Below are 13,819 nucleotides of genomic sequence, written 5' to 3'. Positions count from 1 at the left end.
GCGCGACCCAACGGGAGCAAGCTCACTCGCCACAGGTTACGCGTTGCCTGCCCATCTCTTGTTCGCACACATCCCGACTTTTAAGATTGACCCGGCAACTTTATTTCGTTTGCCGGGCACCGCTGCTCGCGGCTTAGATAAAAGAAGCTTCCCTTCTTCAGAGTCGGTCATCCATGAGCAGCGAATCCATCAGCCGGTCGATCAACATCGTTCATCCTGTCACGCTCAGCCACGGCAAAAATGCCGAGGTCTGGGACATCGATGGCAAACGCTACATCGACTTTGTCGGCGGCATCGGCGTGTTGAACCTCGGCCATTGCCACCCGCGCATCGTCGAGGCCATTCGCGAACAAGCCACCCGGCTGACGCACTACGCGTTCAACGCGGCGCCGCACGTGCCCTACCTCGATTTCATGGATCGCCTGGCCGCGTTTATTCCGGTGGATTACCCGGTCAGCGGCATGCTCACCAACAGCGGCGCGGAAGCGGCGGAAAACGCGCTGAAGATCGTCAGGGGCGCGACCGGTCGCACGGCCGTCATTGCCTTCGATGGCGCCTTTCACGGACGTACACTTGCCACGCTCAACCTGAACGGCAAAGTCGCGCCCTACAAACAAAAGGTCGGCGTGCTGCCTGGTCCGGTGTATCACCTGCCCTTCCCCAGCGAAGACAACGGCGTGACCTGCGCCGAAGCGCTGAAGGCGATGGATCGACTGTTCAGTGTCGAAATCGATGTCGACGACGTGGCGTGTTTTATCGTCGAACCGGTGCAGGGCGAAGCCGGTTTCCTGGCCATGGACGTCGAGTTCGCGCAAGCGCTGCGACGCTTGTGCGATGAAAAAAACATTCTGCTGATCGCCGATGAAATCCAGTCCGGGTTCGGCCGTACCGGTCAGCGCTTTGCGTTTTCTCGACTGGGCATCGAGCCCGACCTGATCCTGCTCGGCAAAAGCATCGCAGGCGGTGTGCCGCTGGGGGCGGTGGTCGGGCGCAAGTCGCTGCTCGACACCTTGCCCAAGGGCGGACTGGGGGGCACTTACTCGGGCAATCCGATTGCTTGCGCTGCCGCGTTGGCGACGCTCGACGAAATGTCCGATGCCAACCTGCAAGCCTGGGGTACGCAGCAGGAAGAAGCGATCGTCAGCCGTTACCAATCCTGGCGCGCCAGTAAGACTTCGCCCTTTCTCGGACGACTGACTGGCGTCGGCGCCATGCGTGGCATCGAACTGGCCCATGCCGACGGCACACCGGCCCCGGCGCAGCTGACGCAACTGCTGGCCCTGGCGCGAGAAGCCGGGTTGCTGCTGATGCCCAGCGGCAAGTCGCGCCACATCATCCGGCTGCTGGCACCACTGACCACCGAGGCCAACGTACTGGAGGAAGGGCTGGATATTCTTGAGGCATGCCTGAAGAAACTGGCCTGAACTTAAAGCCCATGCAGTCCCTGTGGGAGCTAGCCTGCTAGCGATGGTGTGTCAGCTACATCGATGTGACTGACACACCATCGCTAGCAAGCTAGCTCCTACAAGGGTTTGTGTTGACCGCACTTTCTGTGGGCACAAAAAAACCGGCCAAAGCCGGTTTTTTTTATTCAACGCTCTCAGAACTTGGCGTTCTGCAGGTCGTCCAGATAACGCTCGGCATCCAGTGCCGCCATGCAGCCGGCGCCGGCCGAGGTGATCGCCTGACGGTAAACGTGGTCAGCCACGTCACCGGCCGCGAAGATACCTTCGACGTTGGTCGCCGTCGCATTGCCTTCACGACCGCCGTGCACCACCAGGTAGCCGTCTTTCAACGTCAGCTGACCTTCGAACAACGAGGTGTTCGGGGTGTGGCCGATGGCGATGAACACGCCGTCGACTTTCAGCTCGTCGAAGCTGCCGTCGTTGTTTTTCAGGCGAGCACCGGTCACGCCCATGTTGTCGCCCAGGACTTCGTCCAGGTTCGAGTTGAGCTTCAGGATGATCTTGCCTTCGGCAACCCGGGCATTGAGCTTGTCGATCAGGATCTTCTCGGCGCGGAAGGTTTCGCGACGGTGGATCAGGGTCACGGTACTGGCGATGTTGGCCAGGTACAGCGCTTCTTCAACAGCGGTGTTGCCGCCACCGACTACGGCGACAGGCTTGTTGCGGTAGAAGAAACCGTCGCAGGTTGCGCAGGCCGAAACGCCCTTGCCCATGAACGCTTCTTCCGACGGCAGACCGAGGTAACGAGCGCTGGCGCCGGTGGCGATGATCAGGGCGTCGCAGGTGTAGGTCGCGCTGTCGCCGGTCAGGGTGTAAGGCTTGGCAGCGAAGTCCACGGCATTGATGTGATCGAAAACGATCTCGGTTTCAAAGCGCTCGGCGTGCTCTTTCATGCGTTCCATCAGCGCCGGGCCGGTCAGGCCGTGGACGTCGCCCGGCCAGTTGTCGACTTCGGTGGTGGTGGTCAGTTGACCGCCGGCCTGCATGCCGGTGATCAAAAGTGGCTTGAGGTTGGCACGGGCGGCATAGACCGCGGCGCTGTAACCGGCAGGGCCGGAACCGAGAATAATCACTCGCGAATGACGGACTTCAGACATGACCTGCTCCTGTTGACCGGCCCGAAACATCTGGCGCGGAACGCCGGGTTGCCGGCGGGAATAAAAAAGGACTGTTGAAAGCACTTGGGGAAGGCTTGAACTCGACAGTCCTGTAAAAAGATTGGGTGCAGCGTATCGAGGGGGCGAAGATTAAGGAAATACGGTTTAACAATCCAGCTCATAGGCGGTCTCTATTCGGTTGCCGCTTATATATAGGCGCCTTTGTTACAGTTGATGTCGATACTGCGACCGCGCTTTCGCCCGTCAGGCAAAGCCGGTAAGGTCGGCGCGTTTCCCCTCTGCTCGGAGCACGATATGCCCGCCCCTGTTCTGTCCGGCCCGCAGTACCTGCGCGAAGGCCTCAAGCTGGTGCTGAGCCCCAGCCTGCGTTTGTTCGTGTTGTTGCCACTGGCAATCAATCTGGTGTTGTTCGTCGGATTGATCTATCTGGCCGGCCATCAATTCAGCCTGTGGGTCGATACGCTGATGCCGTCCCTGCCCGACTGGCTGAGTTTTCTCAGTTACGTGCTCTGGCCGATTTTCGTGGTGCTGGTGGTGTTGATGGTGTTCTTCACCTTCACCATGCTGGCCAACGTCATCGCCGCGCCGTTCAACGGCTTCCTCGCGGAGAAAGTTGAAGTGGTGGTGCGTGGCACCGACGATTTCCCGGCCTTCAGCTGGGGTGAACTGATCGCCATGATCCCGCGCACCCTGGCTCGGGAAATGCGCAAACTCGGCTACTTCCTGCCGCGGGCGATCGGGCTGTTCATCCTCTCGTTCATCCCCGTGGTCAACATCATCGCCGCGCCGTTGTGGCTGCTGTTCGGGGTGTGGATGATGGCGATCCAGTACATCGACTATCCCGCGGACAACCACAAACTCGGCTGGAACGAGATGCTCGCCTGGCTGCGTGAGAAGCGCTGGCAGAGCATGAGTTTCGGCGGGATTGTCTATCTGGTGTTGCTGATTCCGGTGGTCAACATTCTGATGATGCCGGCGGCGGTGGCGGGGGCGACGTTGTTTTGGGTGCGTGAGCGGGGGCCGAGGCGCGGGTTGTTTCTGCTCGATAACAGTCTCATCCAGGCAGACGATCGGCAAAAAATCTGCGGCAAGGACGCTTGATCCTTGCCGCAGATGCCTCAGATGAGGCCGCACTCCGTCACCTTCGGATTTGACTGCCTCCAGTGCGGAAATGAAAACAGCTTCGCGAATAGCCCTCTACGATTCGATTATGGATTAACGTAAAACCCAATCATGCTGCCAACCCGAGGTTGGCCGTTCAAATCTTGCACCGCTTTCAGGTGCTTGACACCAGCCGTCCACGTAAAGGTGAAACGCCAAACACCATCCGCTACTTTCACGCATACGCCTAGTACACTATCGTCATGGCTCAGTAGGCGAACAGCGGTCGCTGCTGAATGAGCGGCCACGATAATTGTCATCGGGCCTGCCTTGTAGGTGGCTCCGTCCGAGGGTGCCATAATCGAGGGCACATCTTTTTGATTGACCACCGTGAACCTTCGTACTTCGCTTAGATCGGAGTACTCCCCTCCAGAAGTCTGACGAACCCTGTAAGCATACTGACCCACGGGCCACCTTTTGGTGTATAGCCAGTTGTTGCCGTTAACGGTGGCGTTGCCCAAGAAGAATCCATTCTCGCCCATAATATCAACGACAGCACCTGGCTCACAATTCCCCGCGGGAATCACGTATCCCACGTTATGTTGACTGTTTTGTGAGGGGCTAACAATCGTTGGCGGACGTGGGTGGAGGACTGTGGCAAATGCTTCTGCCCCTTCTGACGCTACTGCCGCTTCTGCTGCTGCCACTACTGCCGCTACTGCCGCTACTGCCGCTTCTGCTGCTGCCGTTACTGCCGATACGGTCGCTTCTGACGAATCTTGTGAGTCCCATGGACTTGCTGTCTGGTTGGTCATGATATTGGCGCTCCAGTTCGCGGCGAAATTGCCGGTAAAGACTTTGTAGCGCTGCAACGGTGTGTAAACCACCTGTTAAAACTGACAGTCGCGACGAACGGTACGCTGTTTCCTGAATTGCCATACGCCCTGGATTTCGAGTTGCACCCCATTCGGCGATTAATTTCCATAACCTGTTATTTCTTACAGTAGGCAGGCGTTGCAACCGGGTATCCAATGGATCGCGAAGCTCATCCACGCTATGCACCGTCAAGCTACCAGAGATGAGTCATGTGCTTCATTCAAGGAGATCGGTTCCATGCCAACGCGCATCCAGAACGCCGTACCTGCCTCACAAAATCCCGGCAATGCGACCCCTGGTTTTCCATGGACCAGCCAGAGTCCGGCAGTACTGCACGCTGAGGCTGATGGAAAAGATGTCTACGCCATCAGTGCCACAACGCGCATTTTCATCAGCGACGCAAGCCTTCGGCCACTGGCGATACGGTTGGCAAACGGCTTCGCTGGTGCCGCGTTACTGAGTACGCCGCCTGCAATTGTGCTGCCTGGTGGACAACAGCCCCAACCGGGTGATGTGGAATTGAAACTGGCCACTCCGGATACCACGGGTGTTCCGATCCCCAGCAAAGGACAACACGAAACCTACCGGATCGATATCTCGAACACTGTCCAGGTCACTGCGCAAAACCTCGACGCCATGGCTCGCGCCTTGACGACGTTGCATAAAGCCGCACGGGCTTTCCCCACACTGGAATCCGGAAAAGTCATCGATGCACCCGCCTATGCCGAACGCTCGGTGATGATTGATGTGGGGCGCAAATATTACAGCCCTGAATGGATCAAGGACCTGCTGCGTGAAATGGCCTGGAACCAGCTCAACACCCTGCATTTGCACCTCACTGACAATGAGGGAGTACGGATCATTTTCCCCTCCGCTCCGGATACCGCCAGCCCCGATGCCTGGAGTGCTGCCGAACTCAAGGACATCCTCGACACCGCTGCCGCCTATCACATTACCGTCATCCCCGAGATTGAAACACCCGGGCATATGGGCTGGATTCTGCTCAACCGGCCGGCGTTTCAACTCAAGCTCAGTGATGGTCAGACTGTGTCGAAAGCACTCGACTTCAGCATCCCGGCCGCTCGCGACTTTCTCAAGTTGCTCGTCAGGGATCTGCTCGATATGTTTCCGAAAAGCGCTCGTATTCACCTGGGCGCCGACGAGTTCTTTCTCAGCCCGATCACCCAGGGCAACACACTACAACTGGCCAAATACGCTCGCGATGAATCCGGCAATTCGAATGCCACATCCGAGGATGGCGTCAGACACTTCGTCAATGACCTGGCATCACTCGTCCAGCAGAGAGGCAAGATTGCGCGAGTCTGGAACGATGGCGCAGTTAACCGAAAAGCGGTTATTCATCTGGTTAAAACAACAGAAATCGAATGCTGGAGCCTTTGGGGTTCTGCTCGCGGTGAAATGAATGCGCAGGAACTGGTCGATGCCGGCTATACGGTAATAAACGCCCACGGCGATTATTACTTCATCATTCGCAACAACTGGAGCAACCTCATCGATCCCAAACACTCGCCTCACGGTATTTACGATGCCTGGCGAGCCAACCACTTCATGGACAAGGCAGGAGCCGCAACAACGGTGATTCCCGCAGAAAGTCCTTGTATGGCGGGCGCAGGGATTCAGGCCTGGGCCGATGAGCCCGCTTATCGCACCCCTGAAGAGGTCTGGGACCACCTTCAAGCATGGCTGTTGCCATTGGGACAGCGAACCTGGGATTCGCCGCACGCCGCTCCCGACTATCAATCGCTGTCGTTGATCGCCCGAGCCGTCGTTCACTCACCGCCTGAGCCCTGGAAATAAATCATCGGCATTGGCGCGATGCCGGCCAGGCTTGATGAGCGCATGCTCGCATCGTCACAAATCCATCATCGCGTTGACACACTGACGACATGGCCTCAGCCGACACTGAGGTCATGACGACAGCTCTGCATATCACCCTGATCACCGAAACCTTCCCTCCCGAAATCAACGGCGTGGCCAATACCCTTGGCCGCTTATGCGACGGTTTGCGCGCGCGCGGGCATCAGGTAGAACTGGTGCGGCCACGGCAGGGTTGCGATCAGCAGCTGGGCAGCGACGATGAATTGCTGCTGTGCCGAGGCTGGCCGCTGCCGGGGTATCCGGGTTTGCAATGGGGTCAGTCGTCGATGCACAAGCTGCTGCGGCGCTGGAAGCGTCAGCGCCCGGACGTGCTGTACATCGCCACGGAAGGACCGCTGGGTTTGTCCGCGTTGCGCGCGGCACGCCGTCTGGGGATTTCGGTGGTCAGCGGCTTCCACACTAACTTCCAGCAGTACTCCAACCAGTACGGGCTCGGCTTGCTCACCCGCCTGCTAACCCATTATTTGCGCTGGTTTCACAATCGCTCGACCCTGACCCTGGTGCCGAGTGTCAGCCAGCGACTGGAACTGGAGCGCCGGCATTTCGAGCGCCTGGCATTGCTGTCTCGCGGGGTCGACAGTCAGTTGTTTCACCCGATCAAACGCCTGCCATCGCTGCGCGAACAATGGGGCCTGGGCGAGAAGGACATTGCGCTTATTCACGTAGGACGTCTGGCGCCGGAGAAAAATCTTGGCTTGCTCAAACGCTGTTTCGACTCGCTGACAGCGACTTATCCACAGCGAAAAATAAAACTGATCATCGTCGGCGACGGCCCGCAACGAGCGTCGCTGGAGCAGGAACTGCCCGAGGCGATTTTCTGCGGTTCACAACGCGGCGAAGCCTTGGCCAGCCACTATGCGTCCGGGGATGTGTTTCTGTTTCCGAGCATGACCGAAACCTTCGGCAATGTGGTGCTTGAGGCACTGGCCTCGGGGCTGGGCGTGGTGGCTTACGATCAGGCAGCAGCGGCGCAGCATATCCGCCACGGCTACAACGGCGTATTGGCGATGCCGGGGGATGAAGAGGCGTTCAGCGATGCAGCGGCGTGGTTGCTGGAGGAGCGCGAAACCTTGCGTTGCATAAGACTCAATGCGCGTCAGCATGCGAGTCGTCAGGGTTGGGCGGCGATTATCGAGCAGTTTGAGGGGCAGTTGCGGGGGGCTTGTGTTGGGGAGCAAGTGGTGCCGAATGCACCAACCTTGCCCTGAGCCTAAGGTGACATTGAGTCAGTCATCGCCAGCAGGCTGGCTCCCACAAGGGTTCTGCGGTGTACACGGAACCTGTGGGAGCCAGCCTGCTGGCGATGGGGCCTTACCAGTCGCCGCTTAAACCAGCGTCATCAACGCCTCACGGCTGAACGGCAGGATGTCTTCCTCCCGACCGTCACGCACTTTCTGCGCCCAATCCGGATCCACCAGCAGCGCACGCCCTACCGCCACCAGATCAAACTCGTCATTGTTCAAACGCTCCAGCAGCTTTTCCAGGCTGGCCGGCTGCGCGATCTTGTCGGTGTTGACCATGAACTGCAGGAACTCGCCATCCAGGCCGACGCTACCCACGGTGATGGTCGGCTTGCCGGTCAGTTTGCGCGTCCAGCCGGCCAGGTTCAGCTCCGAACCGTCGAACTCCGGCTCCCAGAAACGGCGCGTCGAGCAGTGGAAAATGTCCACGCCGGCGTCGGACAACGGCTTGAGGAACTCACCCAACGCTTCCGGGGTTTGTACCAGACGCGCGGTGTAATCCTGCTGCTTCCACTGGGAGAAACGGAGGATGATCGGGAAACCTTCGCCGACCGCAGCACGCACGGCCTGAATCAATTCGATGGCAAAGCGCGAGCGGTTGGCCAGGCTGCCGCCGTATTCGTCGGTACGCTGGTTGCTGCCTTCCCAGAAGAACTGGTCAACGAGATAGCCGTGTGCACCGTGGATTTCCACACCGTCCATGCCGATGCTTTGCGCGTCTTTGGCGGCTTGGGCGAACGCGGCGATCACGTCCTTGATGTCTTGTTTGGTCATGCCGTGAACCACGACCTGGTCATCCTTCAATTTTTCCGACGGACCGTAACCCGGTACGCTCGCGTCCGGCTCAGTGCCGATGCGACGCACGCTGCCGACATGCCACAGTTGCGGCACGATCTTGCCGCCTTCGGCGTGCACCGCGTCGACGACTTTCTTCCAGCCGGCCAGCGCGGCTTCACCGTAGAAGTGCGGCACGTTCGGATAGCCGTTGGAGGCCTTGTGGCCGACGGTGGTGCCTTCGGTGATGATCAGGCCAACGCCGGCAGCGGCGCGGCGACGGTAGTACTCGATCACTTTGGAATTGGGCACGCCGCCCGGCGAGAACGAGCGGGTCATCGGGGCCATGACGACGCGGGTCGGCAGTTCAAGGGTGCCAAGATGGAACGGTTTGAACAGGGCTTTTACTGGCATGAGACGCTCCACGAAAACGCTATCGACGGGTGGTAATTTTATGACGGCGATAATATGCGCAGCAGAGAGCGATGCACAGCACTATTGATCTGGGTGATTAAGGGTCAAAAGGCAGAAAACATTGTAGGAGCGAAGCTTGCTCTCGAAAGCGTCAGGTCAGTCACGATGATCTCGACTGATCGACCGCCTTCGCGGGCAAGCCTCGCTCCTACAAAGGGGGGGGTCAGCTCAGGGCTTTTTCAATCGCCTGAATGACACTCGGATCATCCGGCGCTGTACGCGGCGAGAACCGCGCCAATACGCGACCGTCCTTGCCCAGCAGGAATTTTTCGAAGTTCCAGGTAATGTCGCCCGGGAATTCGGCTCCCTCGCCCGCCAGCAGACGGTACAGCTGATGACGATCATGGCCGTTGACTTCCAGCTTGCTGGACAACGGAAAAGTCACGCCATAGTTGAGGCTGCAGAACTCCTGGATCTCCTGCTCGGTGCCCGGTTCCTGTCCGGCAAACTGGTTGCACGGCAGGCCCAGCACGCTGAAACCCTTGCCTTTGTATTGTTGGTAGAGGTTTTCCAGCGCCGCATACTGTGGGGTCAAGCCACATTTGGAGGCAACGTTGACCACCAGCACGACGTTCCCCTTGAAGGGCGCCAGCGGAAGCTCCTGACCATCCAGGGCTGTCAATTTAAGGTCGTGAAAGGCACTCATGACGAACTCCAAATTCCCGTGTTCTTCTCGAAACAGCCTCTTGGCGGTGTCACCAGGGACAGCCGCGGACTAAAAAGGCGCCCTCGGGCGCCTCTCCAGTTCTCTGAGCTTAGCGCAGAAAATCAGTGGTGATGGCCACCTTCGCCATGGACGTGACCATGAGCGATTTCTTCCTGGCTGGCGTCACGGATGTCGATGATCTTGACCTGGAAATTCAGGCGCTGACCGGCCAACGGGTGGTTGCCGTCGACGGTGACATCGTCGCCGTCCAGATCACGAATGGTGACGATCTGCATCTGGCCGTCCGGAGCGGAAGCATGGAACTGCATGCCCACTTCCAGTTCGTCGACGCCTTCGAACATGCTGCGGCTCAGGGTGCTGACCAGTTCGGCAGCGTATTCGCCGTAAGCGTCTTCAGGTTCAACGGCTACGGTCAGCTCGTCGCCGACTGCTTTGCCTTCCAGTGCCTTTTCCAGGCCCGGGATGATATTGCCTGCACCTTGCAGGTAAACCAGCGGCGCGCCGCCGGCGGAGCTGTCGATGACCTCACCAGCGTCGTTGGTCAGGGTATAGTCGATGGAGACAGCCTTATTGGCGGCGATCAGCATGGGGCGAGACCTTTTGCATAAGAATTTAGAAAGGCCAAGTTTAGCGAAGCAATCGTCCGAAAGCGAACACAACCCGGACAGACGGATCGCGGCGAAAGGCTCGACGGTCACCGGCTTTCATCAGGACGAGGACGGGCATTGGGTTGCCGAGCTGTCCTGTGGCCACACCCAGCACCTGCGCCACCAGCCACCCTGGCAATCCCGCGCCTGGGTCCTGGACCCTGCGCAACGTCTTGAAAAAATAGGCCAGCCCTTTGAATGTGGTTGGTGCGCACAAGGCTCGGTTAGCGATAACCTTGGCGACTGAATTTCGGTAGATCGTCAGATATAGATGATCACCTTGGCAGCCCGTACGGCCTTTGCGTCAGATCAAATTCGGATGCCTGAAGTCCATAGTCAAGGCGCTGTGACGAGCCATAGCTCGCTATGGGGAGGAACAGCAACGCAGGATATGGATTTCAGGCGCCGAATTTGGCTGACAGCAAAGGCCACACGGGCTGCCCACATGCACCCTTAGAGAATCCGCATGCAAACTTTTTTTATCGCGCCCATCGATTTTGGCGTGGGTCTGACCTCCATCAGCCTTGGGCTGGTGCGCACCCTCGAGCGGGCCGGCCTCAAAGTCGGTTTTTTCAAACCGATCGCCCAGCCCCATCCAGGTGACACCGGGCCTGAGCGCTCCACCGAACTGGTGGCGCGCACTCACGGCCTGAAACCGCCGCAGCCGCTCGGCCTGGCTCACGTCGAGCGCATGCTCGGCGACGGTCAGCTCGATGAGTTGCTCGAAGAAATCATCACGCTCTATCAGCAGGCGGCCATCGGCAAGGACGTGCTGATCGTCGAAGGCATGGTGCCGACCCGCAGCGCCAGTTACGCCGCGCGGGTCAATCTGCATCTGGCCAAGAGCCTCGACGCCGATGTGATCCTGGTCTCGGCGCCGGAAAACGAAGTGCTGACCGAACTCTCCGGTCGCGTGGAATTGCAGGCGCAATTGTTCGGCGGTCCGAAGGACCCGAAAGTCCTCGGCGTGATCCTGAACAAGGTCAAGACCGAAGAAAGCATGGACGCCTTTGCCGCGCGCCTGAAGGAGCATTCGCCCCTGTTGCGTAGCGGCGATTTCCGCCTGCTCGGCTGCATCCCGTTTCAGCCGGAACTGAACGCACCACGCACCCGCGACGTTGCCGACTTGATGGGGGCGCAGATACTGAATGCCGGCGATTACGAAACCCGGCGCATGACCAAAATCATCATCTGCGCCCGCACCATGCGCAACACCGTGGAGCTGCTCAAGCCAGGCGTACTCGTGGTGACACCCGGCGATCGCGACGACATCATCCTCGCCGTCAGCCTCGCCGCCATGAACGGCGTGCCGCTGGCCGGCCTGTTGCTGACCAGCGACACCCTGCCCGACCCGCGCATCATGGACCTGTGCCGTGGCGCGTTGCAGGCCGGTCTGCCGGTGTTGTCGGTGAGCACCGGCTCCTACGACACCGCCAACCAGTTGAACGGTTTGAACAAGGAAATCCCGATCGACGACCGCGAGCGTGCGGAGATCATCACCGACTTCGTCGCCAGCCACCTCGATGCCAACTGGCTGCACCAGCGTTGCGGCACGCCACGGGAAATGCGCCTGTCGCCGGCAGTGTTCCGGTATCAATTGATCCAGCGCGCCCAGGCCGCCAACAAACGCATCGTGTTGCCCGAAGGCAGCGAGCCGCTGACCGTGCAAGCGGCGGCGATCTGTCAGGCGCGCGGCATCGCCCGTTGCGTGTTGCTGGCGAAACCGGAAGACGTCGAAGCCGTGGCTCGTGCGCACGATATCGAGCTGCCGCCTGGCCTGGAGATTCTCGATCCGGACCTGATTCGCGAACGCTACGTTGAGCCGATGGTTGCCCTGCGCAAAAGCAAAAGCCTCAATGCGCCGATGGCCGAACAGCAACTGGAAGACACCGTGGTCATCGGCACCATGATGCTGGCGCTGGATGAAGTCGACGGCCTCGTGTCCGGCGTCATCCACTCCACTGCCAACACCATCCGCCCGGCCCTGCAGTTGATCAAGACCGCGCCGGGCTGCACTTTGGTGTCGTCAGTATTCTTCATGCTGTTTCCCGAAGAGGTGCTGGTCTACGGCGACTGCGTGATGAACCCGCACCCGAGTGCCAGCGAACTCGCCGAGATTGCCTTGCAAAGCGCTGACTCGGCCGCCGCGTTTGGCATCACCCCGCGCGTGGCGATGATCAGCTACTCAAGCGGTGAATCCGCCAGCGGCGAAGAAGTCGAGAAGGTGCGCGAAGCGACGTTGCTCGCCCACGAACAACAGAACTCGCTGTTGATCGACGGCCCGTTGCAATACGACGCCGCCGCCAACGAAACCGTGGCCCGGCAACTGGCGCCGAACAGTCAGGTCGCCGGTCGCGCCACGGTGTTCGTGTTCCCCGACCTGAACACCGGCAACACCACGCATAAAGCCGTGCAACGCAGCGCCGATTGCGTCAGCCTCGGGCCGATGCTGCAAGGCCTGCGCAAACCGGTGAACGATCTGCCGCGCGGCGCGCAAGTCGATGACATCGTCTACACCATCGCGTTGACCGCGATTCAAGCTGCCAACCGACCTCTGGATCTTTAAATGCTGGATTCCCTGCCTGCCGCCGTGCGCGGCGTGATTGCATCGTTGTTGCTGGCCCTGAATACGATTTTGCTCTGCTCGTTTCTGTTCTGCGTGGCGATTTTCAAGGTGTTGCCCTTCGCCCTCACCCAGCGTTTCACACGCTGGCTGATGAGCGATACCCATGAAGCCTGGATCAGCAACAACAAGGCATGGATGAATCTGGTCCGCCGTACCCGCTGGCACCTCAGCGGCCTTGAAGGTCTGGACTATCAGCACTCGTACCTGATCACCAGCAACCATCAGAGCTGGGTCGACATCATGGTGCTGCAATACGTGCTCAACCGTCGCATCCAGCCGCTGAAGTTTTTTCTCAAGCAAGAGCTGATCTGGGTGCCGGTGATTGGTCTGGCGTGGTGGACGTTGGGCTTTCCTTTCATGAAGCGCTACTCCAAGGCCTACCTGGAAAAGCACCCGGAGAAGAAAGGCAAGGACCTGGAAACCACGCGCAAGACCTGCGCGAAGTTTCGCAATAACCCAGTGGGGATTTTCAATTTCGTCGAAGGCACGCGCTTCACCGAAGGCAAGCACGCTCAGCAGAAATCACCGTTCAAGTATCTGCTCAAGCCCAAGGCCGGTGGCATTGCGTTTGTGCTGGATGCGATGGGTGAGCAACTGGAGTCGATCGTCAACGTGACCATTCACTATCCGGGCGGGCGTCCGGGGTATTGGGATCTGCTGTGCGGGAATGTTGCGGACGTGGTGGTGCATTTTCAGGAGTTGAAAATTCCGCCGCAGTTCATCGGCAAGAACTACGACCAGGATGGGGAGTATCGCTTGCAGTTTCAGGGGTGGATCAATCAGTTGTGGGAAGACAAGGATGCGCTGCTGGAGCAGATGCATCGGGAGTATCCAGCCAAGTAGTTAGTTGACTGTACCGGCCTCATCGCGGGCAAGCCCGCTCCCACAGGGTTTTATGGTGCACACATCTACCGCGTACGACTCGAATCC

12 protein-coding genes are annotated in these 13,819 nt (G+C 59.1%); 7 read left to right on the top strand and 5 right to left on the bottom strand.

All coding sequences use genetic code 11. The features are described 5' to 3' along the window. Positions 1-173: 173 nt before the first annotated feature. Complete coding sequence (locus KJF94_RS01260; protein WP_214380704.1) at positions 174-1,424, top strand: 2-aminoadipate transaminase; 1,251 nt, start codon at positions 174-176, stop codon at positions 1,422-1,424. Between the two features lie 176 nt (positions 1,425-1,600). Here KJF94_RS01260 and trxB read toward each other — a convergent pair whose 3' ends face one another. Further along, positions 1,601-2,563, bottom strand: coding sequence for a thioredoxin-disulfide reductase (gene trxB, locus KJF94_RS01255; protein ID WP_017336566.1), 963 nt, complete (start codon positions 2,561-2,563; stop codon positions 1,601-1,603). A 315-nt stretch (positions 2,564-2,878) separates the two neighbouring features. On the opposite strand from trxB, the gene cysZ reads away from it, so the two are divergent. Continuing rightward, positions 2,879-3,685, top strand: a complete 807-nt coding sequence (gene cysZ, locus KJF94_RS01250) for a sulfate transporter CysZ (RefSeq protein ID WP_250548211.1) — start codon at positions 2,879-2,881, stop codon at positions 3,683-3,685. 107 nt (positions 3,686-3,792) lie between these two features. Here the strand turns inward: cysZ and KJF94_RS01245 are convergent, their stop codons facing one another. Continuing rightward, positions 3,793-4,557: a hypothetical protein gene (locus KJF94_RS01245; protein WP_214380703.1), complete on the bottom strand. Its 765-nt coding sequence runs from the start codon at positions 4,555-4,557 to the stop codon at positions 3,793-3,795. 241 nt (positions 4,558-4,798) lie between these two features. Between KJF94_RS01245 and KJF94_RS01240 the strand changes: the two genes are divergently transcribed. After that, complete coding sequence (locus tag KJF94_RS01240) at positions 4,799-6,379, top strand: beta-N-acetylhexosaminidase (RefSeq protein WP_214380702.1); 1,581 nt, start codon at positions 4,799-4,801, stop codon at positions 6,377-6,379. Positions 6,380-6,468: 89 nt separating this feature from the next. Next, positions 6,469-7,668 (top strand): glycosyltransferase family 4 protein, encoded by a 1,200-nt coding sequence (locus KJF94_RS01235; protein WP_214380701.1) that lies wholly within the window; start codon positions 6,469-6,471, stop codon positions 7,666-7,668. Positions 7,669-7,785: 117 nt separating this feature from the next. Here KJF94_RS01235 and KJF94_RS01230 read toward each other — a convergent pair whose 3' ends face one another. From KJF94_RS01230 to KJF94_RS01220, 3 genes are all read right to left on the bottom strand, one after another. Next, the gene (locus tag KJF94_RS01230) at positions 7,786-8,889 is read right to left on the bottom strand and encodes an NADH:flavin oxidoreductase (protein WP_214380700.1); all 1,104 of its coding nucleotides are present in this window, start codon (positions 8,887-8,889) and stop codon (positions 7,786-7,788) included. A gap of 223 nt (positions 8,890-9,112) precedes the next feature. After that, the gene (locus KJF94_RS01225; protein ID WP_017336562.1) at positions 9,113-9,595 is read right to left on the bottom strand and encodes a glutathione peroxidase; all 483 of its coding nucleotides are present in this window, start codon (positions 9,593-9,595) and stop codon (positions 9,113-9,115) included. 122 nt (positions 9,596-9,717) lie between these two features. Then, positions 9,718-10,203 (bottom strand): FKBP-type peptidyl-prolyl cis-trans isomerase, encoded by a 486-nt coding sequence (locus KJF94_RS01220; protein WP_007901600.1) that lies wholly within the window; start codon positions 10,201-10,203, stop codon positions 9,718-9,720. Here KJF94_RS01220 and KJF94_RS01215 point away from each other — a divergent pair. From KJF94_RS01215 to yihG, 3 genes are all read left to right on the top strand, one after another. After that, the gene (locus KJF94_RS01215) at positions 10,172-10,510 is read left to right on the top strand and encodes a DUF3565 domain-containing protein (protein ID WP_214380699.1); all 339 of its coding nucleotides are present in this window, start codon (positions 10,172-10,174) and stop codon (positions 10,508-10,510) included. The two genes, KJF94_RS01220 and KJF94_RS01215, sit on opposite strands and share 32 nt — an antisense overlap. A 219-nt stretch (positions 10,511-10,729) precedes the next feature. Further along, positions 10,730-12,829 carry a phosphate acetyltransferase gene (pta, locus tag KJF94_RS01210; protein WP_214380698.1) on the top strand — a complete coding sequence of 700 codons (2,100 nt, stop codon included), beginning with the start codon at positions 10,730-10,732 and terminating at the stop codon, positions 12,827-12,829. Continuing rightward, positions 12,830-13,732 (top strand): 1-acylglycerol-3-phosphate O-acyltransferase, YihG family, encoded by a 903-nt coding sequence (yihG, locus tag KJF94_RS01205; protein WP_214380697.1) that lies wholly within the window; start codon positions 12,830-12,832, stop codon positions 13,730-13,732. The last annotated feature ends 87 nt before the right edge of the window (positions 13,733-13,819 follow it).

The organism is Pseudomonas hormoni (genome assembly GCF_018502625.1).
GTDB classification, from domain to species: Bacteria; Pseudomonadota; Gammaproteobacteria; order Pseudomonadales; family Pseudomonadaceae; genus Aquipseudomonas; species Aquipseudomonas hormoni.
The sequence above is the reverse complement of the archived record's forward strand: the minus strand, read 5'-3'. Positions and strand labels throughout refer to the sequence as shown.

Bases quoted from the DNA above. Each gene is read 5' to 3' on its own strand.
- KJF94_RS01260 (WP_214380704.1), top strand. From the start codon at position 174: ATGAGCAGCGAATCCATCAGCCGGTCGATCAACATCGTTCATCCTGTC.
- trxB (WP_017336566.1), bottom strand. From the start codon at position 2,563: ATGTCTGAAGTCCGTCATTCGCGAGTGATTATTCTCGGTTCCGGCCCT.
- cysZ (WP_250548211.1), top strand. From the start codon at position 2,879: ATGCCCGCCCCTGTTCTGTCCGGCCCGCAGTACCTGCGCGAAGGCCTC.
- KJF94_RS01240 (WP_214380702.1), top strand. From the start codon at position 4,799: ATGCCAACGCGCATCCAGAACGCCGTACCTGCCTCACAAAATCCCGGC.
- KJF94_RS01235 (WP_214380701.1), top strand. From the start codon at position 6,469: ATGGCCTCAGCCGACACTGAGGTCATGACGACAGCTCTGCATATCACC.
- KJF94_RS01230 (WP_214380700.1), bottom strand. From the start codon at position 8,889: ATGCCAGTAAAAGCCCTGTTCAAACCGTTCCATCTTGGCACCCTTGAA.
- KJF94_RS01225 (WP_017336562.1), bottom strand. From the start codon at position 9,595: ATGAGTGCCTTTCACGACCTTAAATTGACAGCCCTGGATGGTCAGGAG.
- KJF94_RS01215 (WP_214380699.1), top strand. From the start codon at position 10,172: ATGGAGACAGCCTTATTGGCGGCGATCAGCATGGGGCGAGACCTTTTG.
- KJF94_RS01220 (WP_007901600.1), bottom strand. From the start codon at position 10,203: ATGCTGATCGCCGCCAATAAGGCTGTCTCCATCGACTATACCCTGACC.
- pta (WP_214380698.1), top strand. From the start codon at position 10,730: ATGCAAACTTTTTTTATCGCGCCCATCGATTTTGGCGTGGGTCTGACC.
- yihG (WP_214380697.1), top strand. From the start codon at position 12,830: ATGCTGGATTCCCTGCCTGCCGCCGTGCGCGGCGTGATTGCATCGTTG.